This is a genomic window from Microbacterium sp. lyk4-40-TSB-66 (assembly GCF_030209475.1).
In the GTDB taxonomy this organism is placed as follows: Bacteria; Actinomycetota; Actinomycetes; order Actinomycetales; family Microbacteriaceae; genus Microbacterium.
The window spans coordinates 50,218-76,458 of sequence record NZ_JARVRW010000011.1 but is presented as its reverse complement, the minus strand read 5'-3'; the positions used below and the strand labels follow the sequence as shown (position 1 = coordinate 76,458).

27 protein-coding genes are annotated in these 26,241 nt (G+C 70.2%); 16 read left to right on the top strand and 11 right to left on the bottom strand.

The features are described 5' to 3' along the window. Positions 1 to 40: 40 nt before the first annotated feature. From QRO03_RS13980 to QRO03_RS13940, 9 genes are all read left to right on the top strand, one after another. Complete coding sequence (locus tag QRO03_RS13980; protein ID WP_285138084.1) at positions 41 to 1,513, top strand: glycoside hydrolase family 32 protein; 1,473 nt, start codon at positions 41 to 43, stop codon at positions 1,511 to 1,513. A 41-nt stretch (positions 1,514 to 1,554) separates the two neighbouring features. Further along, on the top strand, positions 1,555 to 2,892 hold the full coding sequence (locus QRO03_RS13975) for an ABC transporter substrate-binding protein (protein WP_285138083.1): 1,338 nt from the start codon (positions 1,555 to 1,557) through the stop codon (positions 2,890 to 2,892). A 76-nt stretch (positions 2,893 to 2,968) separates the two neighbouring features. Then, positions 2,969 to 3,847, top strand: coding sequence for a carbohydrate ABC transporter permease (locus QRO03_RS13970; RefSeq protein WP_285138162.1), 879 nt, complete (start codon positions 2,969 to 2,971; stop codon positions 3,845 to 3,847). Beyond that, positions 3,847 to 4,758, top strand: coding sequence for a carbohydrate ABC transporter permease (locus QRO03_RS13965; RefSeq protein WP_502883052.1), 912 nt, complete (start codon positions 3,847 to 3,849; stop codon positions 4,756 to 4,758). Before QRO03_RS13970 ends, QRO03_RS13965 begins: the two co-directional genes overlap by 1 nt. A gap of 16 nt (positions 4,759 to 4,774) precedes the next feature. Beyond that, positions 4,775 to 5,764: a LacI family DNA-binding transcriptional regulator gene (locus QRO03_RS13960; protein WP_285138081.1), complete on the top strand. Its 990-nt coding sequence runs from the start codon at positions 4,775 to 4,777 to the stop codon at positions 5,762 to 5,764. Continuing rightward, positions 5,761 to 7,155 (top strand): glycoside hydrolase family 32 protein, encoded by a 1,395-nt coding sequence (locus QRO03_RS13955; RefSeq protein WP_285138080.1) that lies wholly within the window; start codon positions 5,761 to 5,763, stop codon positions 7,153 to 7,155. The genes QRO03_RS13960 and QRO03_RS13955 overlap by 4 nt, the downstream gene beginning before the upstream one ends. 77 nt (positions 7,156 to 7,232) lie before the next feature. Then, the gene (locus tag QRO03_RS13950; protein ID WP_285138079.1) at positions 7,233 to 8,792 is read left to right on the top strand and encodes a glycoside hydrolase family 32 protein; all 1,560 of its coding nucleotides are present in this window, start codon (positions 7,233 to 7,235) and stop codon (positions 8,790 to 8,792) included. Between the two features lie 237 nt (positions 8,793 to 9,029). Beyond that, positions 9,030 to 10,052 carry a TerC family protein gene (locus QRO03_RS13945; protein ID WP_285138078.1) on the top strand — a complete coding sequence of 341 codons (1,023 nt, stop codon included), beginning with the start codon at positions 9,030 to 9,032 and terminating at the stop codon, positions 10,050 to 10,052. 105 nt (positions 10,053 to 10,157) lie between these two features. Then, positions 10,158 to 11,123, top strand: coding sequence for an LLM class F420-dependent oxidoreductase (locus QRO03_RS13940; protein WP_285138077.1), 966 nt, complete (start codon positions 10,158 to 10,160; stop codon positions 11,121 to 11,123). 179 nt (positions 11,124 to 11,302) lie between these two features. On the opposite strand, the gene QRO03_RS13935 is transcribed toward QRO03_RS13940, so the two are convergent. The 4 genes from QRO03_RS13935 to QRO03_RS13920 form a co-directional block, all read right to left on the bottom strand. Beyond that, on the bottom strand, positions 11,303 to 11,794 hold the full coding sequence (locus QRO03_RS13935; protein WP_285138076.1) for an FBP domain-containing protein: 492 nt from the start codon (positions 11,792 to 11,794) through the stop codon (positions 11,303 to 11,305). A 254-nt stretch (positions 11,795 to 12,048) separates the two neighbouring features. Then, positions 12,049 to 12,426 carry a PPOX class F420-dependent oxidoreductase gene (locus QRO03_RS13930; protein ID WP_285138075.1) on the bottom strand — a complete coding sequence of 126 codons (378 nt, stop codon included), beginning with the start codon at positions 12,424 to 12,426 and terminating at the stop codon, positions 12,049 to 12,051. Beyond that, positions 12,420 to 12,962, bottom strand: coding sequence for a 2'-5' RNA ligase family protein (locus QRO03_RS13925; RefSeq protein WP_285138074.1), 543 nt, complete (start codon positions 12,960 to 12,962; stop codon positions 12,420 to 12,422). Before QRO03_RS13925 ends, QRO03_RS13930 begins: the two co-directional genes overlap by 7 nt. A 5-nt stretch (positions 12,963 to 12,967) precedes the next feature. Next, positions 12,968 to 13,345: a DoxX family protein gene (locus tag QRO03_RS13920; RefSeq protein WP_285138073.1), complete on the bottom strand. Its 378-nt coding sequence runs from the start codon at positions 13,343 to 13,345 to the stop codon at positions 12,968 to 12,970. Between the two features lie 149 nt (positions 13,346 to 13,494). Between QRO03_RS13920 and QRO03_RS13915 the strand changes: the two genes are divergently transcribed. Together QRO03_RS13915 and QRO03_RS13910 are read left to right on the top strand one after the other, a co-directional pair. After that, positions 13,495 to 13,788, top strand: coding sequence for a sigma-70 family RNA polymerase sigma factor (locus QRO03_RS13915; protein WP_285138072.1), 294 nt, complete (start codon positions 13,495 to 13,497; stop codon positions 13,786 to 13,788). Positions 13,789 to 13,883: 95 nt separating this feature from the next. Next, positions 13,884 to 14,339, top strand: coding sequence for a MarR family transcriptional regulator (locus QRO03_RS13910; protein ID WP_285138071.1), 456 nt, complete (start codon positions 13,884 to 13,886; stop codon positions 14,337 to 14,339). Between the two features lie 6 nt (positions 14,340 to 14,345). Here QRO03_RS13910 and QRO03_RS13905 read toward each other — a convergent pair whose 3' ends face one another. Continuing rightward, positions 14,346 to 14,660, bottom strand: coding sequence for a DUF7882 family protein (locus QRO03_RS13905; protein WP_285138070.1), 315 nt, complete (start codon positions 14,658 to 14,660; stop codon positions 14,346 to 14,348). 354 nt (positions 14,661 to 15,014) lie between these two features. Here QRO03_RS13905 and QRO03_RS13900 point away from each other — a divergent pair, with 354 nt between their 5' ends. The 5 genes from QRO03_RS13900 to QRO03_RS13880 all read left to right on the top strand — a co-directional run bounded on the left by QRO03_RS13900 (position 15,015) and on the right by QRO03_RS13880 (position 21,694). Next, positions 15,015 to 15,884, top strand: coding sequence for a response regulator transcription factor (locus QRO03_RS13900; protein ID WP_285138069.1), 870 nt, complete (start codon positions 15,015 to 15,017; stop codon positions 15,882 to 15,884). A 280-nt stretch (positions 15,885 to 16,164) separates the two neighbouring features. Further along, on the top strand, positions 16,165 to 17,244 hold the full coding sequence (locus tag QRO03_RS13895; RefSeq protein ID WP_285138068.1) for a hypothetical protein: 1,080 nt from the start codon (positions 16,165 to 16,167) through the stop codon (positions 17,242 to 17,244). A gap of 85 nt (positions 17,245 to 17,329) precedes the next feature. Further along, positions 17,330 to 19,000 (top strand): ATP-binding protein, encoded by a 1,671-nt coding sequence (locus tag QRO03_RS13890; RefSeq protein ID WP_285138067.1) that lies wholly within the window; start codon positions 17,330 to 17,332, stop codon positions 18,998 to 19,000. A gap of 187 nt (positions 19,001 to 19,187) precedes the next feature. After that, positions 19,188 to 20,954 carry a DUF4012 domain-containing protein gene (locus QRO03_RS13885; RefSeq protein WP_285138066.1) on the top strand — a complete coding sequence of 589 codons (1,767 nt, stop codon included), beginning with the start codon at positions 19,188 to 19,190 and terminating at the stop codon, positions 20,952 to 20,954. 185 nt (positions 20,955 to 21,139) lie between these two features. Next, positions 21,140 to 21,694 carry a hypothetical protein gene (locus QRO03_RS13880; RefSeq protein ID WP_285138065.1) on the top strand — a complete coding sequence of 185 codons (555 nt, stop codon included), beginning with the start codon at positions 21,140 to 21,142 and terminating at the stop codon, positions 21,692 to 21,694. A 71-nt stretch (positions 21,695 to 21,765) separates the two neighbouring features. Here the strand turns inward: QRO03_RS13880 and QRO03_RS13875 are convergent, their stop codons facing one another. The 6 genes from QRO03_RS13875 to rpsM all read right to left on the bottom strand — a co-directional run bounded on the left by QRO03_RS13875 (position 21,766) and on the right by rpsM (position 26,075). Continuing rightward, positions 21,766 to 22,458 carry an endonuclease/exonuclease/phosphatase family protein gene (locus tag QRO03_RS13875; protein ID WP_183418524.1) on the bottom strand — a complete coding sequence of 231 codons (693 nt, stop codon included), beginning with the start codon at positions 22,456 to 22,458 and terminating at the stop codon, positions 21,766 to 21,768. Between the two features lie 68 nt (positions 22,459 to 22,526). Beyond that, complete coding sequence (truA, locus tag QRO03_RS13870; RefSeq protein WP_285138064.1) at positions 22,527 to 23,384, bottom strand: tRNA pseudouridine(38-40) synthase TruA; 858 nt, start codon at positions 23,382 to 23,384, stop codon at positions 22,527 to 22,529. 99 nt (positions 23,385 to 23,483) lie between these two features. Continuing rightward, positions 23,484 to 24,044, bottom strand: coding sequence for a 50S ribosomal protein L17 (gene rplQ, locus QRO03_RS13865; protein WP_285138063.1), 561 nt, complete (start codon positions 24,042 to 24,044; stop codon positions 23,484 to 23,486). 43 nt (positions 24,045 to 24,087) lie between these two features. Then, on the bottom strand, positions 24,088 to 25,077 hold the full coding sequence (locus QRO03_RS13860) for a DNA-directed RNA polymerase subunit alpha (RefSeq protein ID WP_055959305.1): 990 nt from the start codon (positions 25,075 to 25,077) through the stop codon (positions 24,088 to 24,090). 188 nt (positions 25,078 to 25,265) lie between these two features. Beyond that, positions 25,266 to 25,664, bottom strand: coding sequence for a 30S ribosomal protein S11 (gene rpsK, locus QRO03_RS13855; protein WP_013583990.1), 399 nt, complete (start codon positions 25,662 to 25,664; stop codon positions 25,266 to 25,268). Between the two features lie 36 nt (positions 25,665 to 25,700). Next, a complete protein-coding gene (rpsM, locus tag QRO03_RS13850; RefSeq protein WP_285138062.1) occupies positions 25,701 to 26,075 on the bottom strand; it encodes a 30S ribosomal protein S13 in 375 nt (124 codons plus the stop codon). Positions 26,076 to 26,241: the final 166 nt, after the last annotated feature.

Sequence of the window (26,241 nt, the reverse complement as noted above, 5' to 3'; positions counted from 1 at the left end):
GGTTCGATCGGCGCAGTGAGTCTCGACGAGGAGTCATCCGATGCACGAACGAGGGTTCTTCCGCCCGCCCCACGCCTGGGTCGGCGACGTCATCCCGTGGCAGGAGGACGGCCGGTTCCACCTGTTCTACCTGCACGAGTCGCGGCGGACGCCGAAGGTCGGCATGCCGTGGCACCGCGTCGTCACCGACGACCTCGTCACCTTCACCGAGACGGGGCCCGCGCTGGCCTCGGGCGGCCCGGATGCCGATGACTTCAACGTCTACACCGGCAGCGTCGTCGTCGCCGACGGCATCCATCACCTCTTCTACACCGGGCAGAACCCCGACCACCGCGGCACCGACGGACTGCCGTTGCAGCTGGTGATGCACGCGACCAGCACCGACGGCATGCGCACCTGGCAGCGTCACCCCGCGCACACGTTCGGTGCGACCGCGGGCTACGAGACGGCCGACTGGCGCGATCCGTTCGTCTTCCGCGACGAGGACGCCGGTCTCTGGCGCATGCTCGTCACCGCCCGCCACGCCGACGGACCCGCACGCCGCCGCGGGGTCATCGCGCAGTGCATCTCGCGCGACCTCCGCACATGGGAACCCGCCGAGGCGTTCTGGGATCCGCGGCGTTACATCGCGCACGAATGCCCCGAGGTGTTCGAGTGGAACGGCTGGTGGTACCTGGTCTCCTCCGAGTTCAGCGAGACCTTCACCACCCGCTACCGCGTCTCGCGCAGCCTCCACGGCCCGTGGATGGTCCCCGCGGACGACAGCCTCGACGGCCGCGCGTACTACGCGGCGAAATCCGCCGCCCGCGGCGACCGGCGCTTCTTCTTCGGCTGGATCGCCTCGCGCGAGGGCGGCGTCGACGACGGCGCCTGGCAGTGGGCCGGCACCCTCTCGGTGCTGGAAGCCGAGCAGAACCCCGACGGTACGCTGCGGTTCCACCCCCCGGTCGAACTGGTCGACAGCTTCGATCGGGGCTTCGCGGCCATGGCATCCGGAGCGGCCCTCTCCGCCCCCGACGGCTACGCCGACCTCGTCGTCTCCGAGACCGCCCCCGCGGCCTTCCGCGTCGACGCGGTGTTCGACATCGCCGCCGAGACGACCGAGTGCGGCCTGATCCTGCGCGCGAGCGACGACGGCGACGAGGGTTACGTGCTGCGCCTGGAGCCGCGCCGTAATCGGTTGGTCTTCGACCGCTGGCCGCGTCTTCGCACCGGCGGCGAGCAGTGGCAGATCTCGGGCGACGTGCCCTTCGCGGTCGAGCTCGAGCGTGCCGTCACGCTCGACGCCGGCCCGCACCGACTCGAGGTGATCGTCGACGGCGACCTGTGCGTCGCCACCGTCGACGGAGCCGTCACCCTCAGCACCCGCCTCTACGACCGCACGACCGGCGGTATCCGCGCCTTCGTCGGCGAGGGCGCGATGAACGTCGTCACCCTCGAGGTCTCCACCCGCGACACCGACGGCGGAGTCGTCACGGCCCGCCGCGACGACCTCCTCGTCACCTCTTCCTGACTCCACCCGCACCCGAACCACACACATCAACGGAGATTCACATGGTCCACCACGCACGCACGGCATCCTGGATCGCCCTGGCCGCCGCGACCGCCCTCGTCCTCACCGGCTGCGCCGGCACCGGCGGCGGCGGCGACCCCACGAACGTCGACCCCGAGGGCGAGGTGAAGCCCCGCGAGATCTCGTGGCTGCTCTCGCGCCCCGCCGACGGCGGCGTCATCACCGCGATGCAGAAGATCGCCGACGAGTACGCAGCCGACCACCCCGGCTTCGCGCTCAACCTCATCACCACGCCCGATAGGCCGAGCTACATCCAGAAGTACGAGACGCTCGCCGCGGCGAACAAGCTGCCCGAGCTCTTCGACACGGATGCCACCCCCTTCGCGCAGAAGCTCGCTGGACAGGGGCGCATGGTCGACGTCGACCTGCTGCTCGAGGATCTGGGGTTGGCCGACGAGTATCGCGAGGCGGCGCTGAACTACCAGCGCTTCGACGACGGCTCCCTCTACATGGTGCCGTTCGAGTTCCAGCTGGAGTTCTTCTGGTACAACCGCGACCTCCTGACGCAGGCCGGGGTCTCGGTGCCCGCGACGCTCGACGACTTCGCGCCGATGTGCGAGGCGCTACGCGCGAAGGGCATCACCCCGATCGCGCTCGACGGCGCCGACGGGTGGCCCCTCGAGCGTTACATGGCCTACTACCCGTTCCGTCAGGCCGGTCCTGAATACGTGCAGAAGCTCAAGACGGGTGAGGCGAAGTTCTCCGACGCTCCCGGTCGCGCCGCCGCCGAGTGGCTCGCGGGCCTGGGCCGGGCCGGCTGCTTCCAGGAAGGGTTCTCCTCCACCGGGTACGCCGATGCGCAGGCGCAGTTCACCTCGGGCAAGGCCGCCGTCTACAACATCGGCACCTGGGAGCTCGGCAACCTCGCCACCGACGAGCTCGACGCGGGCGTGCGCGACAGCGTCGATTACTTCACCCTCCCCACGCTCCCGGGGGCCGTGACCGCCGACGACGAGTACGTCGCCCCGTCGGGCATCGGCATGGCCGTCAACGCCGCCACCTACGACCCGCTGGTGCGCGACTTCCTCGCCTTCGCTCTCGAGCGCTACCCGGCCGAGGTCGCCGCCTCCGGCGCCCTGTCCCCGACCACCGGCGTCGAGACCGAGATCCCCGCGAACGCCACGCCGCTCTACGACCGGGCGATCACGCAGGCGGGCGAGGTGGGTGAGAAGCTCGCGATGCCGTGGGACACGCAGCTCGACCCCGCCACGAACACCCGCCTGCAGCAGGAATTGACCCTTCTCGTGCAGGGCGACATCACGCCCGACGAGTTCGTCAGCACGATGGATGCCGCCCTGACGGAGAACGTCGGTGGCTGACACGCTGACCCCCAGCCGGCCCCGGGTGACCGGGGCCGGCCGGCCCGCGCCGCGCCGCGCGGCGATGCGCACCTCGATGCTGCCGCGGCGCTCGGGGTGGGCGGTCGCCGTCTTCCTCGTCCCGCCCCTCGTGCTGTACAGCGCCGCCGTGCTGCTGCCCATCGGCCAGTCGCTCGTGCTGAGCCTGTTCGAGTGGGACGGCATCACCGACCTGCAGTTCGTGGGCCTCGACAACTACGTCAAGATGTTCACCCGCGACGACGTCTTCTGGACGGCGTTCGGCAACGCGCTCGGGTACCTCGCCATCTGCCTGGTGCTCCAGCTCGGCGGCGCGCTCGCGGTGGCGGGTCTGTTGACGGCCCTCCCCCGGGCCCGCGAGCTGGTGAAGACGCTCTACCTGCTGCCCGCGGTGATCTCCACCGTCGCGATCGCCTTCCTCTTCCTCCGCGTGTACTCGCTGGAGCCGGTCGGCCTGGTCAACCAACTGCTGGCGTGGGTGGGTCTCGAAGGCCTGCAGACGGCGTGGCTGTCGAACGTGCAGACCGTGCTGGCGGCGGTGTCGATCCCCGAGGGCTGGCGCTTCACGGGCTTGTACATGCTCATCATCTACGCGGCCCTGATCGCCGTCCCCAAGGAGCTCGAAGAGGCCGCGCGCCTCGACGGCGCCTCGTGGTGGCAGACGTTCTGGCGCATCCGCTTCCCTTACATCCGCCCGGTCTGGATCACCACGACCGTGATGGCGACGACCTTCGCCCTGCGCGGCTTCGACATCCCCTACCTGCTCACCAACGGCGGCCCCGGACAGGCGTCCGAGTTGCTGACCACCTACATGTACAAGACGGCCTTCGTCCACACCGACTACGGCTACGCCAGCGCGATCTCGGTCTTCATCGTCGTGGAGTGCCTGGTCGCCGTCGGCCTGATCTTCCTGCTGCTGCGTCGGAAGGACGCGTGATGAGCCTCACCCTCACCCCCACCCCGGTGGCATCCACCCCCCGGGCCCCCGCACCCGAGAACCGCCGGGTCCACCGCTCGCCGCGCCTGCGGGTGCAGCGCACCCTGCTGACGGTCACCGTCGTGCTGATCGTGATCGTGCAGGTCTACCCCCTGCTGTGGCTGTTCCTCACGAGCTTCCGCACCGCCGCGGACTTCGCCGGCGGCGACCCGTTCGCCCTGCCGCGGGAGTGGACGCTCGACAATTACGCCCGCGCCTTCGGCACCGGCAACCTGCTGCTGAACATCGGCAACTCCCTCATCGTCACGCTGGGCGCGAGCCTGCTGATCGTCGTCGCCGGCATGATGGCGGCGTACGCGCTGCAGGTGCTGGGGTTCCGCCTGAGCGGGTTCGTGCGGGCGTTGTTCCTGCTGGGCATCATCGTGCCGGTGCAGATCGCGCTCGTGCCGCTGTTCATCGACTACTCGCAGGTGGGACTTCTCGACACCCACCTGTCGATGATCCTGCCCCTGGCGGCGTTCTCGCTGCCGATGGGCGTGTACCTGTTCTCGTCGTTCTACGAGTACATCCCGCGCGAGCTCTACGAGGCCGCATCGCTGGACGGGGCGGGCCCGTACCGCATCTTCCTGCAGATCACGGCGCCCCTGTCGGTCAACACGATCATCACCGTCGTCCTCGTCAACAGCATCTTCATCTGGAACGACTTCATCTTCGCGAACACGTTCGTGCTGTCCGACGGACTGAAGACGATCCCGCTGGGCCTGCAAAACTACATCGGAGCGATGGGCAACACCGATTGGACGGCGACGTTCGCCGCGGTGTGCGTCACGGTGACGCCACTGCTGCTGGTGTTCCTCGTGCTCAACAAAGCGATGATCGCGGGCCTGGAGAGCGGAGCCACCAAGGGATGAACGCGAGGACCCCCTCATGACCACGACCATGCGCGATGTCGCCAAGGCCGCCGGCGTCTCGGTCGCGACCGTGTCGCACGTCGTCAACGACAAGCCCGGTGCCCGCATCGGCGACGACGCCCGACGCCGCGTGCAGGAAGCCATCGTGGCGCTCGGGTACCGCCCGAACGCCCTGGCGAAGACGCTGTCGGAGGGCAGCTCGCGCTTCATCGGTCTGGTGGCGGATGCCATCGCCACCACGCCCTTCGCCGGGCAGATCATCCACGGCGCCCAGGACGAGGCGTGGCGCCACGGCTTCGTGCTGCTGGTGGCCAACACCGAGGGCAACGCCGCCGCCGAGAACGACGCGATCGCGATGATGCTGGAGCACCAGGTGCGCGGCATCCTGTACTCCACCTGGTACCACCGCGAGATCGAGGTGCCGCCGCCGCTGCAGCACACCGAGACGGTGCTGGTGAACTGCTTCGCCGCCGACGACGCATTCCCCGCCGTCGTCCCCGACGAGGAGCAGGGCGGGCGCACCGCGACCGAACAGCTGCTCGCCGCGGGGCATCGCCGGATCGCCTTCGTGAACACCACGTCGCCGTCGCCGGCGCGCAGCGGTCGACTCGCCGGCTACCGCTCGGCGCTGGAGGCCGCGGGCGTCGCGGGCGACGACGCGCTGGTGTTCGAGGCCTCCCCCCAGCAGGAGGGCGGCTACGACGTGACCGCCGCCGTCATCGACTCGGGGGCGACGGCTGTCTTCTGCCACAACGACCGCGTCGCCATGGGACTCTACGACGGCTTGCGCGAGCGCGGCCTGCGCATCCCCGACGACGTCGCCGTCATCGGCTTCGACAATCAGGACGTCATCGCCGCGCACCTCAGGCCGCCGCTGTCGACCGTGGCCCTCCCCCACTACGAGCTCGGAGCCGCGGGGGTTCGGACACTGCTCGGCCTCGAATCCCCCGCCATCGGTGCGCGGCAACTGATCGCGTGCCCCTCCATCCCCCGGGAGTCCGTATGAGCCTTCCCCGTCCGCGGTTCCACCTCGCCCCCGCGCGCAACTGGATGAACGACCCGAACGGCCTGGTGTTCACCGGCGACCGCTGGCACGCCTTCTTCCAGTTCAACCCCGAGGGCAACGACTGGGGCAACATGAGCTGGGGCCACGCCTCCAGTCCCGACCTCCTGCACTGGGACGAGCATCCCGTGGCACTGCGCCACCGACCAGGCGAGCAGATCTACTCGGGCTCGATCGTGGCGGGCGACGACGGCACGCTCAGCGCGTTCTACACGAGCGCGTACGACCGCGGCATCCAGGCCCAGTCACGCGCGACCAGCGTGGACGACGGTTTCTCGTGGACGATGGATGCCGCGAACCCGGTGATCGATCGCGGCAGCGCCGACTTCCGCGACCCCAAGGTGGTGCGCGTGCCCGGCGGCGGCTGGCTGATGCTCGCGGTCGAGGCGGTGGAACGGCGCGTGGTGTTCTACGCCTCCGACGACCTGTCCACCTGGCGCGAGACGGGGTCGTTCGGCCCGCTCGGTCCCGAGGGGGTGGTGTGGGAGTGCCCCGATCTCGTGCGTCTGCCGGTGGAAGGGACCACCGAGCGCGTGTGGGTGCTGCTGCTCAGCACCAACCCGGTGGGAGACGACGCCGACCCCGCGGGTTCGGCGATGCACTACGTCGTGGGCGACCTCGTCGACGGCGTCTTCCATTCGCCCGACGGCGACCTGCGCCCGCTCGACCACGGCCGCGACTGCTACGCGGGAGTGACCTTCGACAGCGCCCCCGGGGGCTCCGCCATGATGCTGGCGTGGATGGGCAATTGGCGCTACGCGCGCGTCGTCCCCTCCTCGCCGTGGCGCGGGGCCATGTCGCTCCCGCGGACCCTCGGGCTGCGCCGCATCGGCGACGCGCTCCACCTCGTGCAGGGCCCCGTGCTGCCCCCGTCCGACGAACTCGACGCCTCCGCGCCGCGGATCGCGCCGCACGCCGTGATCGACGTGCGGTGGGACCCCGCCGCCGCGGGCACCGTCCGCCTCCGGCTCCACGGAGACGACGACGCCACGGTCGAAGTCGTCCACGACCCCGCCGCCCGCACGCTCTCCGTCTCGCGCACGGGACGCGCCGCCGACGCCCTGCACCCCGACTTCGCCGGTATGCGCTCCGCACCGCTGGCCGACCCCGCCACGGGCGCCCTGACTGTCGTGATCGACGGGCCGCTGCTGGAGGTCTTCGCCGACGACGGCCTCACCGTGCTCTCGCACCTGGTCACCCTCGGCGCCGGTCCCGTCTCGGTCTCGGCGAGCGCCGCGACCTCCGTCGTCCCCGCCGTGCGCGTCGGGGCGGTGCGCATCGGCGCGCCCGCCGGCACCGCACAGGAAGGTCCCGCGGCTCCGGCGGCCGCCTGACCGACGTCACCCCCCACCGCCGGCCACCCGGCGGGCGCATCGTCGCGCCCGCCGATCACGAGGAAGTGAGTAGCACCATGCCGTTCGAGATCACCCGTCGCACCCTCCTGCAGGGCGCCGGGGCCGGGGCCTTCGGCCTCGCCCTCGTCTCTCCCGCCGCACCGGCCGCCCACGCGGCCGCCCCCTCCCAGCGCGCGGTGTTCCACATGACGCCCCCGTCCGGGTGGCTGTGCGACCCGCAGCGGCCGATCGTCTCCGGCGGGCAGTACCAGCTGTACTACCTGCACTCCGACGTCAACAACGGCGCCGGGGGGTGGGATCACGCCACCACCGACGGGGTGGGTTTCACCCACCACGGCACCGTCATGCCGCTCACGAACGGCGTTCCGGTGTGGTCGGGATGCCTCGTCGTCGACACGGCGAACACCGCGGGCTTCGGCGCGGGAGCCGTCATCGCGCTCGCGACGCGTCCGACCGGCGGCATCCGCAGGTATCAGGAGCAGTACCTGTACTTCTCCACCGACGGCGGCTACAGCTTCACGATGCTGCCCGACCCCGTGCTGGTCAACACCGACGGACGCACCGCGCAGACTCCCGCCGAGATCGACAACGCCGAGTGGTGCCGCGACCCGAAGGTGCACTGGGACACCCTGCGCGGCGAGTGGGTCATGGCCCTCGGCCGTGCCCGCTACGCCGGGTTCTACACCTCGTCGAACCTGCGGCAGTGGAGCTGGCGCAGCAACTTCGACTACCCGAACCCCCAGCTCGGCGGCATCGAGTGCCCCGATCTGTTCCAGATGACGGCCGACGACGGCACCGGTCACTGGGTGCTGGGCGCCAGCATGGATGCCTACGGGGTGGGCCTCCCGATGACCTACGCCTACTGGACGGGCACGTGGAACGGCACGCGCTTCGTCGCCGACGACCTCACCCCGCAGTGGCTCGACTGGGGGTGGGACTGGTACGGCGCGGTGACCTGGCCGAGCATCGAGGCGCCCGACACGAAGCGCCTCGCGATCGGGTGGATGAACAACTGGAAGTACGCCGCCCGCGACGTGCCCACCGACGTCACCGACGCCTACAACGGCCAGAACTCGATCGGGCGCGAGCTGCGCCTGGCCCGGCAGTCCGGTGGGTGGTACAGCCTCTTGAGCGCCCCCGTCGCCGCCCTCGCCTCGCGCGCCACGTCGACGCTCACCCTGCCCGATCGCACCGTGAACGGCGGCGCCGTGCTGCCCTGGAGCGGGCGGGCCTACGAGCTCGAGCTCGACATCTCGTGGACGGATGCCACCAACGTCGGCGTCTCGGTCGGTCGCTCCGCCGACGGCTCTCGACACACCAACATCGGCAAGTACGGCTCCGACCTGTACGTCGATCGGGGGCCCTCCGAACGCGCCGGCTACGCGCTGACGCCCTACACCCGCGCCGCGGCTCCGATCGACACCGCGGCCCGATCCGTGCACCTGCGCGTCTTCGTCGACCGCCAGAGCGTCGAGGTCTTCGTCAACGCGGGGCACACGGTGCTGTCGCAGCAGGTGCACTTCCTCGACGGCGACACCGGGATCTCGCTCTACGCCGACGGAGGCGCCGCGCGGTTCTCCGGCATCACGATCCGAGAGTTCGCGGTGCCGGTGTAGGGGGAGACCGGGGGCGCGGGGGCGCGCCCCCGGTCGCTACCACAGCCGGGGAAGCGCAGTCCAGTCCCCGCTCCCCCGTGGCATCCCGTAGAATCGTGCGAAGCAAGGGGAGTACTCCCACCGCGACGATCTCGTCAGTACGGTCCACGCCATCGTGAACCCGGGACGTCGGCCCATCTCGCCGGGTGGAGGAGACCTTGGTGTCTTGCTGTACACCGAATTCCCTTGGAGGCCGTCTTGGGCGTCACACCCCTCGTCTGGATCATCACCATCGCGGTCACGATCGCGTTCTTCGTGTTCGAGTTCTTCGCTCACGTCCGAAAGCCCCACGAACCGACCGTCGGTGAATCCGCCCGGTGGTCGGCGTTCTACATCGGCCTCGCACTGCTGTTCGGCGTCGGGGTGGGCGTCTTCTCGGGGTGGACGTACGGCGGTGAGTACTTCGCCGGTTACCTGACCGAGAAGGCCCTCTCCATCGACAACCTCTTCGTGTTCCTCATCATCATGACCGGGTTCGCGGTGCCGAAGAAGTACCAGCAGAAGGTGCTGATGATCGGCATCGTCATCGCCCTCATCATGCGCGGCGCGTTCATCGCCGTGGGCGCGGCGCTGATCGAGAACTTCTCGTGGATCTTCTACATCTTCGGCGCCCTCCTGCTCTTCCTGGCCTACAAGCAGGCGTTCTCGCACGGCGACAGCGACCCCGCCAACGGCAAGTTCATGCAGTTCGTGCGTCGCATCCTCCCGGTGAGCGAGGAGTACAACGACGACAAGCTCACCGTCCGCAAGAGCGGCAAGACCTTCGTCACCCCGATGCTCCTGGTGATCATCGCGATCGGCTTCATCGACCTCGTCTTCGCGGTCGACTCGATCCCGGCCATCTACGGGCTCACGCAGGAGGCTTACATCGTCTTCACCGCGAACGCCTTCGCCCTGATGGGTCTGCGCCAGCTGTACTTCCTCATCGGCGGCCTGCTGGAGCGCCTCGTCTACCTCGCACAGGGGCTGGCCGTCATCCTCGCCTTCATCGGCGTGAAGCTGGTGCTGCACGCCATGCACGTCAACGAGCTCCCCTTCATCAACGGGGGCGAGCCGATGCTGTGGGCTCCCGAGATCCCCATCTGGTTCTCGTTGCTCTTCATCGCGGCCACCGTTGCGGTGGCGACATGGCTGAGCCTGCGCAAGACCCGCAACGACCGCGAGGCGAAGCAGCGCGAGACGTTCGACGGCGAGAAGGTCATCCACGCTCCCGAGGACTGACCCTCACCCAGCGGGCCCGCGGCGACGCCGCGGGCCCGCTGTCGTATCCGCAGTCGGCGCGCAACCCCGGTGAGCGGACGGATGCCGCGGCCTACCGTGGCGGGCATGACGCGATTCGGCTACACCCTCATGACCGAGCAGAGCGGCCCCCGGGCGCTCGTCGACTACGCCGTCGGTGCCGAACGCGCCGGCTACGACTTCCTCGTCTCCAGCGATCACTACTCCCCCTGGTTGACGAGCCAGGGCCACGCGCCCTACGCCTGGACGGTGCTCGGTGCCGTCGCGCACGCGACCTCGGACGTCGAGCTGATGACCTACGTCACGTGCCCGACGGTCAGGTATCACCCCGCGGTCGTCGCCCAGAAGGCGGCGACCCTGCAGCTGCTGTCGGAGGGGCGGTTCACGCTCGGCCTCGGCTCGGGCGAGAACCTCAACGAGCACGTCGTGGGCGAGGGCTGGCCGGCGGTGCACGCCCGTCAGGACATGCTCGTGGAGGCCATCGAGATCATCCGGGCGCTGCACACCGGCGACCTCGTCACCTACGACGGCGAGTACTTCCGCGTCGACTCGGCGCGGGTGTGGGATGCGCCCGACGGCGGCGTCCCGATCGGCGTGGCCGTATCGGGCGAGCACTCCATCGCGCGCTTCGCACCTCTCGGCGACCACCTGATCACCACGGAACCCGACGCCGAGATCGTCCAGGGCTGGGACGAACACCACGACGGCGAGTCGCGCAAGATCGGGCAGATCCCCATCAGCTGGGACCCCGACAAGGATGCCGCGATCGCCCGCGCCCACGATCAGTTCCGCTGGTTCGCCGGCGGGTGGGCCGTGAACGCCGATCTGCCGACTCCGGCCGGGTTCGCCGGCGCCTCGCAGTTCGTGCGCCCGGAGGACGTCGCGGAGTCCATCGCGTGCGGCCCCGACCTCGATGAGCTCGCCGAGAGCGTCCGCCCCTTCATCGACGCCGGTTTCACCGACATCGCCATCGTCCAGGTCGGCGACGAGAAGCAGCAGCAGTTCGTCGACGAGGTCGCCGCCCCGCTCCTCGAGAAGCTCCGCGCCCTCTGATCGTCCGGGGGCATCCCTCGCGGGTCCCGGTGAGACCGCGTGGACGGTCCGGGGCACGCGGACGGCTGCGGAACTCCCCCACCCGTGCTGAGGCCTCGTACCCTCCTGCGGGACGAGATCCCTGCGCGGGAGCCCCCGGCGACGTGACGGGAGCTCCCGCGCAGAACCACGCCCTGCGTCTAGGCGCCGTCGCGCAGATCGCGGAAGAAGGCGTCCACGTGCTGCCGCAGCCCGTCGATCCGGCGGTCGCGCGCGGCTGCCGCATCGTGCCCGAGGTAGGCGGGCGGATCGAGTCGGCGGACGTTGCGCGAGCACTCGAAGCGCGAGCACACCAGGATGCCGACCGTGTTGCCGGCGCGACCGGCCTTCCCGGAGCGACGGGCGGAGAAGAACACGACGTCGTTGGGCAGTGTGATGTCGGAGCACCAAGAACACTGCGGTCGCGAGCGGGTGGGCTGCTCCGTCTGGCGCAGTTGCAGGCCGACGGGTTCGCCGTCGACCACGGCCACCGCGAACCCGAGGAGCGGCGCCTTGGGGTCGCGCCACCCGACGTAGTCGAGACGATCCCACTCGGTCTCGTCGATGTCGGCGGGGATGACGATGGCGCTGCGCTCACGGGTGGAGACGTTGACGAACGAGGCGCGGAGGGTGGTTGCGGAGAGGGCGTGCATGATGTTCCCGTCGATGGGCCGCCGCGGTCAGCGAGCGGCACGGTGTCCGCAGAGCGTGCGGACGAGAAGACCTGGTCGTCGAACGACCACGATCGGCGACGCCCGCCCGAGGAGCGGGACGTCGGCGCCGGTCACCCGGCGAAGGAGGCGGCGCGCACGGCGCCTGTGCCGCCGGCGCTCCGCGCGCCGACGACCCCCTCACGCCCGGAGGGCATCGACGAGGTGACGGGGGCCATCCCCCCACGATACGCCCGTCAGGCGCGTAGGGCAGCGGAACCGAGGGTGCGTTCCACCGCGACCTCCAGGACGACGCGGTCGGGGTTGACCCGAGGCTGGCGATAGCGCGCCGCGTACAGATCGACGGCGTGCGCCACGGCATCCGCGTCGTCGCTCACCCGTGCCGGGCCCTCGAAGCTGATCCAGCGCCCGCCGTCGACGGAGCAGATCGACGCCCGTCCGCTGCGGGCGGCGTTGACGAACTTCTGCGTCCCGCGGGAACCGATCACGCGGACGACGCCGTCTTCGTAGGTGAAGCCCACCGGCACGGAATGCACTCTCCCCGAACGCCCCACGGTCGAGAGGGTGGCCAGGTGGTATTCGCTCAAGAAGGAGCGCGCGTCGTCGGTCAGCACGTCTCCAGCGTGCCACGACCGACGGGGTCCGATACCGTCCGGGTCGCGGAATCCCATCGGCGCACGCCTGTCGCGCTGACGGCGAGCTCCGTCTCTCCCGCCTCGGCGAGCACCTTCAGCGCCTCACCGACGCGCTCGAGCGGCACGCGACGCGCCAGGGTGACGTGCGCCGTCCACGCGCCCGGCCTCGTGTGGGGGGCGTCGTCGCCCATCTCCGCGAGCGCGTGCACGCGGTCGTGGACCTCCAGCAGCTCGAACGAGGGGACGACCGACCGCGCGATCACCCGGGACCGCCCGATCCCGAAGAGCAGCGGCGCCCCGAGAGCGAGCGTCAGCGGCAGACTCGCGGCGAGCGCGGACAGATCGACGTCGGCGAGCTCCGGGCGCACGAGCAGGGTGATGTGCGGGCGGTTGCTCTCGCCGGTGTGGCGCGCCTGGCTCGGGAGATCTGCGGCGACCAGTGCGTCCCATTCCCGGCGCACCGCGGCATCCGAGGGCTCGTCGAACACGAGTTCCAGGCTGACGACGGCGGACACGGTACTCAGCGTGTCGACCACCACGCCGCCGCCACCAGCAGCGGCTGGAAGAACAGGCGGACCAGGCGCTTGCGGTCGGTGTCGAGCCCGAACGCCGAGCGGCGCTTGCGCCATTGATCGACGTTGCCGGGGAAGATCGCGATGAAGAAGGCCGCCAGGGCGGCACCTATCCGGCGCCGTTCCCGCGGCAGAGCCACGAGCGCGAGACCGAAGGCGGCCTCGACGACTCCGGATGCCACGACCACGGCATCCCGGTCCAGCGGGCCGCGCTCGACGATGGCGTCGGGGACCTGCGCCTGGAAGTCGCGGCGGGCGAAGGTCAGGTGGGCGGTACCGGCGAACACCATGGCTGCAGCCAGCGTCCAACGCACGACAGATCTCATGCCCGTCACGCTAGTTCTCCCCGTGGGCGCGCCCCGCGGGCTTGACGAGGCTTCGGGGCCGTACCGCTAGGGCACCCATCCGGATTCCGCAACCCCGGGCCGCGTTCCGCCGACCCGGGTTGACTGGGACTCGAAGAAGGAGGTGCACCGTGACCATGACCGACGCCGCGTCCCCCGCGACCCGCGACGGCGATCTCGATGCCCTTCTCGTGCGTGCCGCCTCCGGTGACTGCGAGGCCTTCGTCGCGTTCTACGATGCGACGGCGTCGCGCGTGTACGCGGTGCTGTTGGCGGTGACCGGCGTCGCCGAGCAGGCCGACGCACTGCTCGAGGGCATCTACCTCGAGGCGTGGGAACGCATGCGCGGGCGAAACGCCCCGCCTTGCCCCGGGATGCAGTGGGTCTCCGCCATCGCCCACCGTCACGCCACCGGTCGGCGCTGAGTCGACGGGTGCGCGGGTCGATGTCGTTCCGCCACCGAGCATCTCGGCGGTCGAACTAGAATGACGGCACGGGTGGCTGACCCTCGAGGAGACGTATGACGATCGAGATCGAAGACGACGCCGCGACGACCGCTGCACGAGCGGTCGAGCGACTCCGCCTCGCGGAGGCGCGGCTCGCCCGCCGACGCCAGTCCGACTGCGGACCGAGCGAGAACGCGCGCGCAGCGATGCGCTACATCCTCGAACGAGCTGATGCGGGAGCCACCGTCACGCCCTCCGAACTCGCGCAGTACCTCGGCATCTCCGCGGCATCCGTCACGGGCATGCTCGACCGTCTGCACGCCGGCGGTCTCATCGCCTTCGTCGCGAACCCGACCGACCGGCGCAGCAAGTTCGTGGTGCCTTTCGACCGGGGAACCGATCCCGACGCCATCGATCCGGTCACGGCGCAGATCCGCGCCTTCGCCGCCGAGTTGCCCCACGACGCGGCCGATCAGGTGGCCGCGTTCCTCGATCGCGTGCGCGAGGTCGTCGACGCGGAATGCGCCTGAGAGCGACTACCCCGCGGGCGCCGAGTCGGCATCGGGTTCGGGCGTGACGCTGAGCCCCTGGGGCGTGCTCGCTTCGTTCATCAGATCCTCGATCCACCGGCGGTTCAGCTGCGGCGGTCTGCTGCCGTAGAAGTGGAAGACGAGCGGGATCGACGGCGAGACCCACAGGGAGCGCGTGCCGCTTCCGTCCCCCATCGGGAAGTGGAACATGAACGACTCGCTGCGGCGCAACTTGTTCATGAAGACCACGCGGAGGTGGGAGAGCGTCCGGTCCTCGATGTCGAATGTGTGACCGAGCGTGTTGTAAACCAGTTTTCCCACCGCACGAGTCTATACGCTTCGGGTCGTTAACTATCTGGCGCGCGGCCGGACGCGGCGCGCCGCCATCCCGGTACTCACCGTCGAGGGGGCCCGTCGGCCCGTCCGCCGCCCGCATCTCCGGACGCGCCGGATCGAGAGGGAGCTGCTCCGCACGGCGCGGAGGTCCCCGCGACGACGGGATCGCTTCGGATGCGGACGTCCGCATCCGAAACCGGGGCGGCGCGAGTGGTTCCCGCGCGCGCACACCCGTGGTCGGGGGCGGGAAATGTGCCAAGATTGCGCTCGTCGCACTGCGACACCGCGTCTCGGGGGAGAACGCGGGCGCGCGAGCGCGAATGCGGAGGAGTTGGGCAGATGAATGACGCAGCAGAGCCGCCGAAAACAGCGGTCATCGTCGAAGACGACCCCGACATCCGCCACCTCCTCGCCGACGTCCTCGAGTCGGCGGGATTCGCGACCGTCTCCGTAGGGAACGGCATCGACGGAGTACGCGCCGTCGTCGCCCATCAGCCGCTCATCACGACACTCGACGTCAATATGCCGGGCATCGACGGATTCGAAGCCGCGCGGCGCATCCGGCGGCAGAGCGATACGTACATCATCATGCTGACGGGTCTCGAAGAGGAGGCGGACGTCGTTCTGGGCCTCGGCGCCGGCGCCGACGAATACGTGGTCAAGCCGTTCCGTCCCCGCGAACTCCGCGCCCGGATCGAAGCGCTCCTACGTCGACCCCGTGCCGGCGAGTCCGGCGGGACCGCGCCCGCCGCGGGTCGGGAGGGTGCCCAACCGACCCTCTCCGCCCCCGACACCGAGGCGGACGTCCTCATCAGCACGCGGACCGACGTCGCCACGGTGCTCCGCGACGACGAGGTCCCCGCCCCGGATGCCGGCTGGCTCGCTCACCGCGATCTGCACCTCGACCCCGAAAGCCGGCTCGTTCGGATGGCGGGCGACGAGCTCGATCTCACCCGCACGGAATTCGACCTCCTCGCCGCCCTGATGGAGTCCAAGCGGCGGGTCCGCAGCAAGGCTGATCTCACCCTGGTCCTGCGGGGCGAGTCCTACGTCACGAGTTACTTCGTAGGCGACGCCGACAAGCGCGCGATCGAGGCACACATGACCAATCTGCGCCGCAAGCTCGGCGACAACCCGGCGAACCCGCGTTACATCGAAACCGTCCGCGGCGTCGGGTACCGGATGACGTCGGAGTTCTCCGCGTCCTGATGCCGCCGCGCAGAACAGATGCCTCGGCCCCCTCCGGGGCCGAGGCATCCGCCCCTCCGACTGTTCGGGCGGTCGAAGGCGGGCATTCGTCGTCCTCCCGATCGGAGTCGACGACGAACGAGCGTGCAAGACGTCGTCACCCTCGCGGCGAGGGCGACCGTCCGTGGGCGGCTGGTGTTCACTCTGCGGGATCCGACGCAAGGTGCCCGCTGTGCGCGGGCATCGTCTCCTCAAGATCGGCGCAAGAACGCCCGGCGGCCGCTGGTGAGACGAGCGCCGCGTGACCGTTCTCGCACTGGCGTCGACGATCACCGCGGCCGGTGTGGCCCTGACCATCCTCTTCTTCGCCCATGGCCGCACCGGGGACGACCGCGGGGGCGCGCGAGCAGAGATGGTCACCTATTTCGGCCTGGCCGCGCTCGCCGCCCTGTTGTGCGGGGCGATGAACTTCCTCGAGACGGCGGGGGGCGGGACGGCTGCCGCCGCCGGCGGGAACGCCACCAACGTGATGGCCGTGGGTATGGTGTGGGCCGGCGCCCGGCGCCTCAACCGTCGGCGCGCGGTTGGCGCGATCGGCATCGTCGCGGGCGGGATCTTCCTCCTCGGCCTGACGTTCCTCGTCCCCCTCGAGGAAGCCACCGTGCTCAAAACGGTGGGGCTCGTCGCCTTCGCGTCCCTCGGCGCCGTCGAGTCGGCGCGCCGTCCCCTCGGGGACCTGCGGGGAAGTCGCCTCCTGGTCTGGACCCTGGGCCTGTACGCCGGCTACAACGCCGCGCGCATCGGGGTGGTCGTGGTGAGTGGGACCGCGCCCCTCGTCGAGCCGGGGGTCGTCTCCCCCGCGGCGACGGCGATCGTGAGCGCCGTGGCCATCGCCCTCGTCTCCGCGAGCGCGGTCCGCATCGGTCGGCAGCTCGACGACCGGCCGTCGCCCGGTACGCGTGCCCACGATCGAGGGGCCCTCCGACGCGAGGCCGCGCGCCTCATCGCGACGGCCGGCAGCGCACGGGTCACGGTCGTCCGGCTGCCCGAGATCGACCTCATCCGCACCGCGCACAGCGTCGCCCGGGGCGACGAGATGGTCCGCGCGATGGCGGGCGCCGTCGACGACGCCCTCCTCGATGCGGCGACCGGGGTCCCCGCTCGCGACACCGTCTTCGCCGTCGCGCCCGAGGGGATGACGACGGATGCCGTCGAGTCGGCCGTACGAGTCGCATTCGCCCGTCGCATGCCCCTGCTCGATTACGACGACATCCCCGACCTGTCGTTCGAGCACTCCGTCATCCGGACGGTCGACGGTCTCTCCGCGCTCATGAAGCACCGTCGTGCGCGTGCGCGCCGCGGCAGGGTGGGCGGCCACTGATCGGACGGCGCGCCCGCGTCGACACCTCGTGAGACGGTGGCCGATCCGTGGGGTGCCGCCCCAGCCCGGTCGATAAGCTCGGGGCATGGCATCCCCGAGGAGCGTCCCTTCGGCGCCTGCCTCGGACGACGGCGGGCGCGACGACGACGCGGACGGCCCGGGCGGGCGCACGCGATCGGTGTGGCTCCTCCAGCTCCTCCTCGGTGCGAGTGTCATGATCACGGTGCTGCTGGTCCAGGTGATCGAACCGACGCTGTTCGCCTTCTGGCCGTTCTCCGCGGGCGTCGGCGTCGTGATCGCGCTCACGGCCGTCGCCATCATCGTCCCCTGGCACAGGGCCCCCCGCGCGGCCGTCGCCGTCATCCCCTTCGGCGACATCATCGCCATCGGCCTCATGAGCGTCGGCACCGACCTGCGTTTCGGGTTCTTCTGGGTCTTCCCCATCATGTGGATCGCCACCCATTTCACGCTCGTGTCCCTCGTCGCAGCGCTCGCAGGGGTCGCCGTCATCGTCCTCCTGGATGCCACGCTGAACGCCACGGGGCCGTCCTCCGCCCTGCGGCTGCTCGTCGTGCTGCTGTCGATGACCTTCATCGCCATCACCGCCTACCTGTCCGCTCGACAGACCCGCGCGTTCAAGCAACTGCTGCGGCGGCAGGCGCGACGCCTGCAGGGCACCCTCCAGAGGGTCTCGGGTCAGGAGCGTCGCGTATCGCAGATGCTGAACGGGCTCGACACCGGTATCGCGCGACTGTCGGCGGACGGCGAGGTGCTCGCCCTCAACGACACCTACGTCGCCCTCTACGGCATCGAGCGCGACGACCCGCAGCGCCCCGGCCGTGCGGTGGAGTACTCCACGCTGCGCGGTGAGCCCCTCCCCGACGACGAACGCCCCTTCGCCCGGGCGGCACGGGGAGAGCATCTCGACGACGAGAGGATGTGGTTGTTCGACACCCGCGGCGAGTGGCGCGCGCTGTCGGTGTCGACGCGACGCCTGGTGTCATCCGACGAACCGGAGGGCACGCTGCTCATCGTCCACGACGTGACGGCGCTGATCGAGTCCGAGCGCGCCCGCGAACGTCTGGCGGCGACCGTGTCGCACGAACTCCGGAACCCTCTCACCGCCATCGTCGGCCACGCCGATCTCGCCCTCGACGATCCCACCCTCCCCCCGAAGGTGCGTGAACAGCTCGAGGTCATCGCCGGGGCCGGGGAACGGATGCAGAAGCTCATCTCCGAGATCCTCGCGTCCTCCCGCGGCGTCTTCCGCGAGTCGGTGGCGGCGGCCGCCGCCGACGCGAGTCGGATCATCGCCTCCTCCCTCGAGTCCTTCCGCCCGGCGGCCGCCGCGCGGCGCGTCAGCGTCATCGACGAGCTGCCCCCGACCGCCGATGTGGCGGGAGACGGATTCCGCCTGCGCCAGGCCTTCGACAACATCCTGAGCAACGCGATCAAGTACACGCCCGCGGGCGGCACCATCCGCGTCTCCGCCGAGGTGTCCCCCGACGATGTCATCGTGCGCTTCGCCGACTCCGGGATCGGCATCCACGCCGACGACCTGTCACGCGTGTTCGACCCGTACTTCCGCGCGCGCACCGCGCGCGAGAGCGCGATCCCGGGCACGGGCCTGGGGATGGGCATCGTCCGCAGCATCGTGGAGGAGCAGGGCGGTTCGCTGTACCTCGAGAGCGAGCTCGGCGTCGGGACGACCGTGACGGTGATCCTCCCCGCGCCCGCCGACGACCAGTCCTCCTGACCGGGGGGGGTCCCCGAACATCGGAGCCATTCCTGCCCCGCGTGCGGAGCGAGTGGTCCATGCGCGTGCGTGCGGGTGAAGCGGAGGGTGACAAAAGCGGCCCGGCGGGGAGTCGCGCCCGCGGTGAGGGTCGGCGAGGTGCGGACGTGCCCCGGATCCGGCGCGGCGACGCCCTTAGGGTGTTCGCGTGATCGACACCCCCCGCTCCGCATCGACGTCCGTCGGGCGAAGGGCCTTCGCCGGCGTGGTCTGTCTCATCGCGGTCGCGGGGCTGGCGCTCACGGCGTGGATCGGCGTGCGAGCGACCCTCGCGCAGAACCACCTTCAGCAGGCGAGGGTGGCGGTGTCGGCCGCCACCGGCGTCCTCGACGATCCGGCGGCGGCGACGACCGTCTTCGCGGCCCTCGGCGATGACACCTCCGCGGCACGGGAGCTGACCGGCGATCCCGTCTGGCAGCTCGCGGAGGCGCTGCCCTGGGTCGGACCCCAGCTGTCGGCGGTCTCCGACACCGCACGGGCGATCGACGGCGCCGTCGGCGCCCTCGGGCCGCTGGCGGCGGCGTCCGCCGGGTTGTCGGTCGAGGTGATCCGCCCCGTCGACGGCGCGGTCGACGTCGCGCGGATCGCCGCCATCGCCCCGGCGGCGACCGCCGCCGCCACGACGCTGCGCGAGTCGGCCGATCGCCTCTCCGCGATCGACCGGGGACCGCTGCTCGGACGGGTGGCGAAGGGGGTCTCGGATGCCGGCGAGCTCCTCGATACGGCGGCCGACGGGGCCGACGCCCTCGAACGGGCGACCCGGCTCGTGCCGGCGATGCTCGGCGCCGACGGTCCTCGATCCACTCTCGTGCTGTTCCAGAACAACGCCGAATGGCGCTCGCTCGGCGGCGTCGTCGGCGCGGTGGCCCAGCTCGACACCCTCGACGGCCGGATGACGCTGGTGGCCCAGGCGTCCTCCGCCGACTTCGGCGACCTGAGCGCGGCGCCGGTGGCCGACCTCGCCGCCGACGTCCGGAGCATCTACGACACGCGCCCCGCCCGATACGTGCAGAACACCACGCAGGTGCCCGACTTCTCCGTCGGTGCGCCGCTCGCGCGCGAGATGTGGCGCCGAGTGCACGGCACGACCGTCGACGCCGTGGTCGCCCTCGACCCCGTGACCCTCTCCTATCTGCTGCGCGCGACGGGACCCGTGCATCTGCCGTCCGGCGACGACCTGACCGCCGACAACGCCGTCCGACTTCTTCTCGAAGAGACGTATCGTCGCTACACCGACCCGCGCGAGCAGGACGCCTTCTTCCAGAGTGCGGCGGCGGCGGTCTTCCAGGCGCTCGCCGACGGTCGGGTGGATCCCGCCGCCCTGGTCGATGCGGTCGGCCAGGCCGGACGCGAACGGCGACTGCTCGTCTGGAACGCGGATGCCACGGAGCAGGCCGTGCTCGAGGGGTCGACCCTGCAGGGCGCCCTCCCCGCGGCCGACGGCACGCGCAGCACCTTCGGCGTCTACCTGAACGACGGCACCGGTTCGAAGATGGACTACTACCTGCATCCGCTCGTGGAGACGGCGTGGTGCGACGCCGACACGGCCTCGCTGCACGTCGAGCTGCACAGCGACGCCCCCGACCCCGCCACGCTGCCGGCGTACGTGACCGGGGGTGGAGAGTACGGCGTACCCGTCGGCGACACCCTCACCGGGGTCTACGTCTACCTCCCGCCCGGCGCCGAGCTCCTCGAGCGTCGGACGACCGGTGGGGACGACACTGCGGGCTTCGCCGGCGGGATGCACGACGGTCGGCAGGTGGTGAAGTGGTCCGTGCGCGTGGCCCCCGGAGAGACCGCGCAGCTCGACCTCCTCGCGCGGCTGCCTGTGACGCCCGAACTGGATGCCGTGTCGACACCCACCCGTGACGGCTCCGAGCTCCCCCGCGGCGGGGAGTGCCGCTTTCCCGGCTGAGGGATCGAGGCACGACCCGATGGGGTGAACTCCGGGGCGCCACCGCGTGAAACCACCTCGTCCCGGGCGAGTCGTACACGCCTCCTCCACAAGACTCTCCGCTAGAAGCCATTCGGACTGCGGCAGGCGGACCTCGCCCCGTATCCCCGTGCCGGCTCGACTTCGCCAAGCAGATGGGGCACACCATGAAGACCACGATCATCCGGGCCGTCGCGGCGCTCTCGCTCGCTGCGGCCGCGTTGACGGCCCCCACGGCCGCCAACGCCTACACCGACCCCGCCGTCGTCCGTGTCACGCCGTCGGTCGCCACCCCCGGCGGCGTGGCGACGTTCACCACCGACCTCGCTCCCTATCAGGGTGACGAAGAGATCCTCATCTCCGTCACCGGCGGTGCCGCCAAGAGCATCACGCTCGCCTCGGTCGCCACCGAGACGAACGACTCCCTGCGTACTCGCGCGGTCGGCGGCCACCTCAAGACGCCGGTGCGCTTCCCGAGCAACGCGAAGGGCACGTACTACTTCACCTTCACGGGAGCCGCGAGCGGTGTCGTCCTGCACGCGACCGTCACGGTGTCATCGTCGGGCACCAGCACGTCGCCGGCGAAGGGCGGTCTGGCGGTGACGGGCTTCGACGCCGACAGCACCACGGGCCTGTGGGTCGCGGGCGGTGCGCTCGTCCTCGCGGGCGGCGCAGTGGCCATCGGCGCCGTCGCCCGTCGTCGCCGCAGCACGCAGTCCTGATCCACCACAGAGCCACGAGAGGGGGTCGTCTTCGGACGGCCCCCTCTTCGTCGGTCACCCGAGGACGACGCTCACCCGAGTCCGCCGCCGCGGGACGCCGTGACCTCCGCCGTGATGAGGATCGGCAGGTGGTCGCTGAGACCCTGCGGAAGCGTCGTGATGTGAGCGATGTCGAAGCCCACCGAGGTCGCGAAGTCGTAGTGTCCGCGGAAGAAGCGGTAACGGGTGTACGTGCGCGCATCGCTCAGGGTCAACTCGTATCCCTGGTCGCGGACCTTCTGTCCCAGGTTCTCCTTGAAGACCGGATAGTTGTAGTCCCCCACCATCAGCGCCGGGAGACCGGGGCCGAGGTTCTGGAGCTCGGTCAGCGCCGTGCGGATCTGGTGTCGTCGCAGCGAGTTGAGCGCCGTCAGCGGAGCGGCGTGGAACGAGGCGACGATCACATCCCGACCCGTGTCGATGTCGCGCAGCCGCACCCCCAGCATCCGTTCTTCGGCGGGCTTCAGCACGTAGTCGTGCAGCGACTTCTTCAACGAGATCGCCCGCACCTCCTCGGCGCGGAACGTGTTCTCCCGGTAGTACACGGCGAGACCGAGACGGTTGCGCTGGGTGGCCTCGGCGAGACGCAGTCCGCCGACCTGTTCGGGGATGTCGTTCGTGTCGCACTCCTGCAGGCACAGCACGTCCACCCCGTGCGTCTCGAGGAGCGCGGTCAGCTCACCGGCGGCACGGTGCTTGTTGAGGTTGTACGAAATGACCTTCATGAGGATGTCAGCATACGACCGGCCGCACGACGCTCTCCGAGGGGTTGCATCGGCACCGGACAGGACGATCAGGATGCCGTCTCGTCGGCATCCCGTCTGTTGCGGGTCTGTTCGGCACGGGTCGCCAGCAACTCGTCCGCCGGGTACCCGACCTCGGCGAGCACGAGCCCGCGCGCCGCCAGCACCTTCGTCTCGGGGATGCGCATGCGCGCGTCGCGGATGGCCACGACGTCGTCGACGTCGATACGGCCCTCTCCCACGGCGACGCACGCCCCCACGAGGGCCCGCACCATGCTGTGACAGAAGGCGTCCGCCCGGACGTTCGCCACCAGGACACCGTCGTCGCCGCGGCGCCAGTCGTACTCCAGCAGGGTGCGGATCGTCGTCGCCTCCTCACGCGCCTTGCAGTACGCGGCGAAATCGTGCAGGCCGATGAGGCGTGAGGCGGCGGCATCCATCGCCTCGAGGTCGAGGGCGACGCGCAGAGTGGTCGTCCGCAGGCGGTCGAGCGGGTCGTACCCCGTGGTCGCATCCGCCAGTCGGTACGCGTACCGCCGCCACACGGCCGAGAACCGTGCGTCGAACCCGTCGGGGGCACGCGACGCGCGCAGCACGGAGACGTCGGAGTACTGGCCCAGGACGCCGCGTACGCGGCCCGCGAGCGCGGCGATGGCGTCGGCCTCGTCGTTGTCGCGTCGCCGTCGCGGCAGGCGTGCGATCTGGTGGTCGTCGAGATCCAGGTGTGCGACCTGTCCCGAGGCGTGCACGCCGGCGTCGGTGCGGCCCGCCACGATCAGTCGAGGCTCACCGCCGACGATGCGTGCGAGCGCGGCCTCGAGTTCGCCCTGCACGGTGCGCAAGCCCGGTTGCCGGGCCCACCCGCGGAAGTGTGTGCCGTCGTAGGCGATGTCGAGGCGGATACGCACCCCACCAGCCTACGAGCAGTAGCCGGTCGCCACGGAGCCCCGAGAACGACGATGCCCCCACCCGGATCGGGTGAGGGCATCGTGCGCGGTGAGAGAGGCTCAGGCCTTGGAGTCGTTCTCGACGGCGTCCGCGGCGGCGGCCTCTGCGGCCGCTCCCTCTTCGTGCGACTCGGCGCCGGCGTCGGCGGCCTCGTCGGTGGTGTTCTCCTCGGCGGGGGCCTCGTCGGCGACGGGCTCCTCGGCGGCGGGCGCGGCAGCGGCGGCGGGAGCCGCAGCGGCCTTGTTCGACGCCTTCTTCGCGACGGGCTCGAGCACGAGCTCGATCACGGCCATGGGGGCGTTGTCGCCCTTGCGGTTTCCGACCTTGGTGATGCGGGTGTATCCGCCGTCACGCTCGGCCACCAGGGGCGCGATCTCGGTGAACAGCGTGTGCACGACGTCCTTGTCGCCGATCACGCCGAGCACGCGACGACGCGCGTGCAGGTCGCCGCGCTTGGCGAAGGTGATCAGGCGCTCGGCGAGCGGACGCAGGCGCTTCGCCTTGGTCTCGGTCGTCTTGATGGACTTGTGCGTGTACAGCGCTGCAGCCAGGTTGGCGAGAAGCAGACGCTCGTGGGCCGGGCCGCCTCCGAGGCGGGGACCCTTCGTGGGCTTAGGCATGTCGTGTTACTCCAGTGAGAGGTTCGGTCGGGTCCGACCGGGGTCAGACGGTCTCTTCGTCGTAGCCGCTGTAGAACTGGGCGCCGTCGAAGCCGGGCACCGAGTCCTTCAGCGACAGGCCGAGGGAGGTGAGCTTGTCGCGCACCTCATCGACCGACTTCTGACCGAAGTTGCGGATGTTCATCAGCTGCGTCTCGGAAAGGGCCACCAGCTCCGAAACGGTGTTGATGCCCTCGCGCTTGAGGCAGTTGTACGAGCGGACCGACAGATCGAGGTCTTCGATCGGCATCGACAGCTCGTTCGAGAGGACGGTCTCGACCGGCGCGGGGCCGATCTCGATGCCCTCGGCCTCGACGTTCAGCTCGCGGGCGAGACCGAACAGCTCGGTGAGGGTGCGTCCGGCCGAGGCGACGGCGTCGCGAGGGGCGATGGACGCCTTCGACTCGACGTCGAGGACGAGCTTGTCGAAGTCGGTACGCTCGCCGGCGCGGGTGGCGTCGACGCGGTAGCTGACCTTGAGCACGGGCGAGTAGATCGAGTCGATCGGGATCTGACCGGCCTCGGCGTACTCGTTGCGGTTCTGCGTCGCCGAGACGTAGCCGCGGCCGCGCTCGATGGTCAGCTCGAGCTCGAACTTCGCCGTGTCGTTGAGCGTCGCGATGACCAGCTCGGGGTTGTGCACCTCGACACCCGCGGGAGCGGAGATGTCGGCGGCGGTGACCTCACCGGAACCGGTCTTGCGCAGGTACGCCGTGATGGGCTCGTCGCGCTCGCTCGAGACGACCAGCTGCTTGATGTTCAGGATGATCTCGGTGACGTCTTCTTTCACGCCCGGGATCGTGCTGAACTCGTGGAGCACGCCGTCGATGCGGATGCTCGTGACGGCCGCGCCGGGGATCGACGACAGGAGGCTGCGACGCAGCGCGTTGCCGATCGTGTAACCGAAACCGGGCTCCAGCGGCTCGATGACGAAACGGCTGCGGAACTCCCCGATCTTCTCCTCGGTCAGAGTGGGACGCTGTGCGATGAGCACTATGTGTTCCTTTCGATCACGTGCCCGCTATATGACACGTGTAATGGGGTGAGGTGTTGAGTTGTACTCGCGGGATGCCGCGTCACGCGGGCGAAGCGCCGAGGGCGAGCCGTGGCATCCGGAAGTCTGTTACGCGCGTGAGCGCGGCGTTCCCGGGGAGCGACGAGCACTCCCCGGGAACGATCGCGTCAGACGCGGCGGCGCTTGGGCGGACGGCAGCCGTTGTGGGCCTGCGGCGTCACGTCCTGGATCGAGCCGACCTCGAGGCCGGCGGCCGTGAGCGAACGGATCGCGGTCTCACGACCCGAACCCGGTCCCTTCACGAAGACGTCGACCTTCTTCACACCGTGCTCCTGCGCCTGGCGAGCGGCCGACTCGGCGGCCATGCCGGCGGCGTACGGCGTCGACTTGCGCGAGCCCTTGAACCCGACACCGCCGGACGAAGCCCAGCTGATGACGGCACCCGAGGGGTCGGTGATCGAAACGATGGTGTTGTTGAACGTCGACTTGATGTGGGCCTGGCCCACGGCGATGTTCTTCTTCTCTTTGCGGCGCGGCTTGCGCGCGGCGGACTTGGCCTGTGCCATGTGCGTTCTCCTGAATCCTGACGCTCAGCCCGCGGCTTAGCGCGCCTTCTTCTTGCCGGCGACGGTGCGCTTGGGTCCCTTGCGGGTACGCGCGTTCGTCTTCGTGCGCTGACCGCGCACCGGGAGGCCGCGACGGTGGCGGATGCCCTCGTAGGAACCGATCTCGACCTTGCGGCGGATGTCGGCGGCGACCTCGCGACGGAGGTCACCCTCCACCTTGTAGGTGCCTTCGATGTGGTCGCGCAGAGCGACCAACTGGTCGTCGGTGAGATCCTTCACGCGGATGTCGTGGTCGATATCCGTTGCCGAGAGGATCTCGACGGAGCGGGTGCGACCCACGCCGTAGATGTAGGTAAGTGCGATCACCACGCGCTTGTCGCGCGGGATGTCGACGCCGGCGAGACGTGCCATGCGGCTCTCCTCAGAGTGTCGTGGAGGTGTGGAGCAGGATCGGTGCTCGGGCCTCCGCCCCGAGGTGTCCCCGTCATGCGATCGCTGAGCCTGTCGAAGCGCCCGGACGATGACGGATCTGATCCTGCCGGTGTGTATTCAGTTGGAAAGGGGTTATGCGGCGAAA

What these genes read in the sequence shown, in the direction of transcription:
- QRO03_RS13975 (WP_285138083.1), top strand. Translation starts at nt 1,555, where the DNA reads ATGGTCCACCACGCACGCACGGCATCCTGGATCGCCCTGGCCGCCGCG.
- QRO03_RS13955 (WP_285138080.1), top strand. Translation starts at nt 5,761, where the DNA reads ATGAGCCTTCCCCGTCCGCGGTTCCACCTCGCCCCCGCGCGCAACTGG.
- rplQ (WP_285138063.1), bottom strand. Translation starts at nt 24,044, where the DNA reads ATGCCTAAGCCCACGAAGGGTCCCCGCCTCGGAGGCGGCCCGGCCCAC.
- rpsM (WP_285138062.1), bottom strand. Translation starts at nt 26,075, where the DNA reads ATGGCACGTCTCGCCGGCGTCGACATCCCGCGCGACAAGCGCGTGGTG.
- QRO03_RS13890 (WP_285138067.1), top strand. Translation starts at nt 17,330, where the DNA reads ATGGCATCCCCGAGGAGCGTCCCTTCGGCGCCTGCCTCGGACGACGGC.
- QRO03_RS13900 (WP_285138069.1), top strand. Translation starts at nt 15,015, where the DNA reads ATGAATGACGCAGCAGAGCCGCCGAAAACAGCGGTCATCGTCGAAGAC.
- QRO03_RS13965 (WP_502883052.1), top strand. Translation starts at nt 3,847, where the DNA reads ATGAGCCTCACCCTCACCCCCACCCCGGTGGCATCCACCCCCCGGGCC.
- QRO03_RS13875 (WP_183418524.1), bottom strand. Translation starts at nt 22,458, where the DNA reads ATGAAGGTCATTTCGTACAACCTCAACAAGCACCGTGCCGCCGGTGAG.
- rpsK (WP_013583990.1), bottom strand. Translation starts at nt 25,664, where the DNA reads ATGGCACAGGCCAAGTCCGCCGCGCGCAAGCCGCGCCGCAAAGAGAAG.
- QRO03_RS13940 (WP_285138077.1), top strand. Translation starts at nt 10,158, where the DNA reads ATGACGCGATTCGGCTACACCCTCATGACCGAGCAGAGCGGCCCCCGG.
- QRO03_RS13970 (WP_285138162.1), top strand. Translation starts at nt 2,969, where the DNA reads ATGCTGCCGCGGCGCTCGGGGTGGGCGGTCGCCGTCTTCCTCGTCCCG.
- QRO03_RS13920 (WP_285138073.1), bottom strand. Translation starts at nt 13,345, where the DNA reads ATGAGATCTGTCGTGCGTTGGACGCTGGCTGCAGCCATGGTGTTCGCC.
- QRO03_RS13880 (WP_285138065.1), top strand. Translation starts at nt 21,140, where the DNA reads ATGAAGACCACGATCATCCGGGCCGTCGCGGCGCTCTCGCTCGCTGCG.
- QRO03_RS13980 (WP_285138084.1), top strand. Translation starts at nt 41, where the DNA reads ATGCACGAACGAGGGTTCTTCCGCCCGCCCCACGCCTGGGTCGGCGAC.
- QRO03_RS13935 (WP_285138076.1), bottom strand. Translation starts at nt 11,794, where the DNA reads ATGCACGCCCTCTCCGCAACCACCCTCCGCGCCTCGTTCGTCAACGTC.
- QRO03_RS13910 (WP_285138071.1), top strand. Translation starts at nt 13,884, where the DNA reads ATGACGATCGAGATCGAAGACGACGCCGCGACGACCGCTGCACGAGCG.
- QRO03_RS13960 (WP_285138081.1), top strand. Translation starts at nt 4,775, where the DNA reads ATGACCACGACCATGCGCGATGTCGCCAAGGCCGCCGGCGTCTCGGTC.
- QRO03_RS13950 (WP_285138079.1), top strand. Translation starts at nt 7,233, where the DNA reads ATGCCGTTCGAGATCACCCGTCGCACCCTCCTGCAGGGCGCCGGGGCC.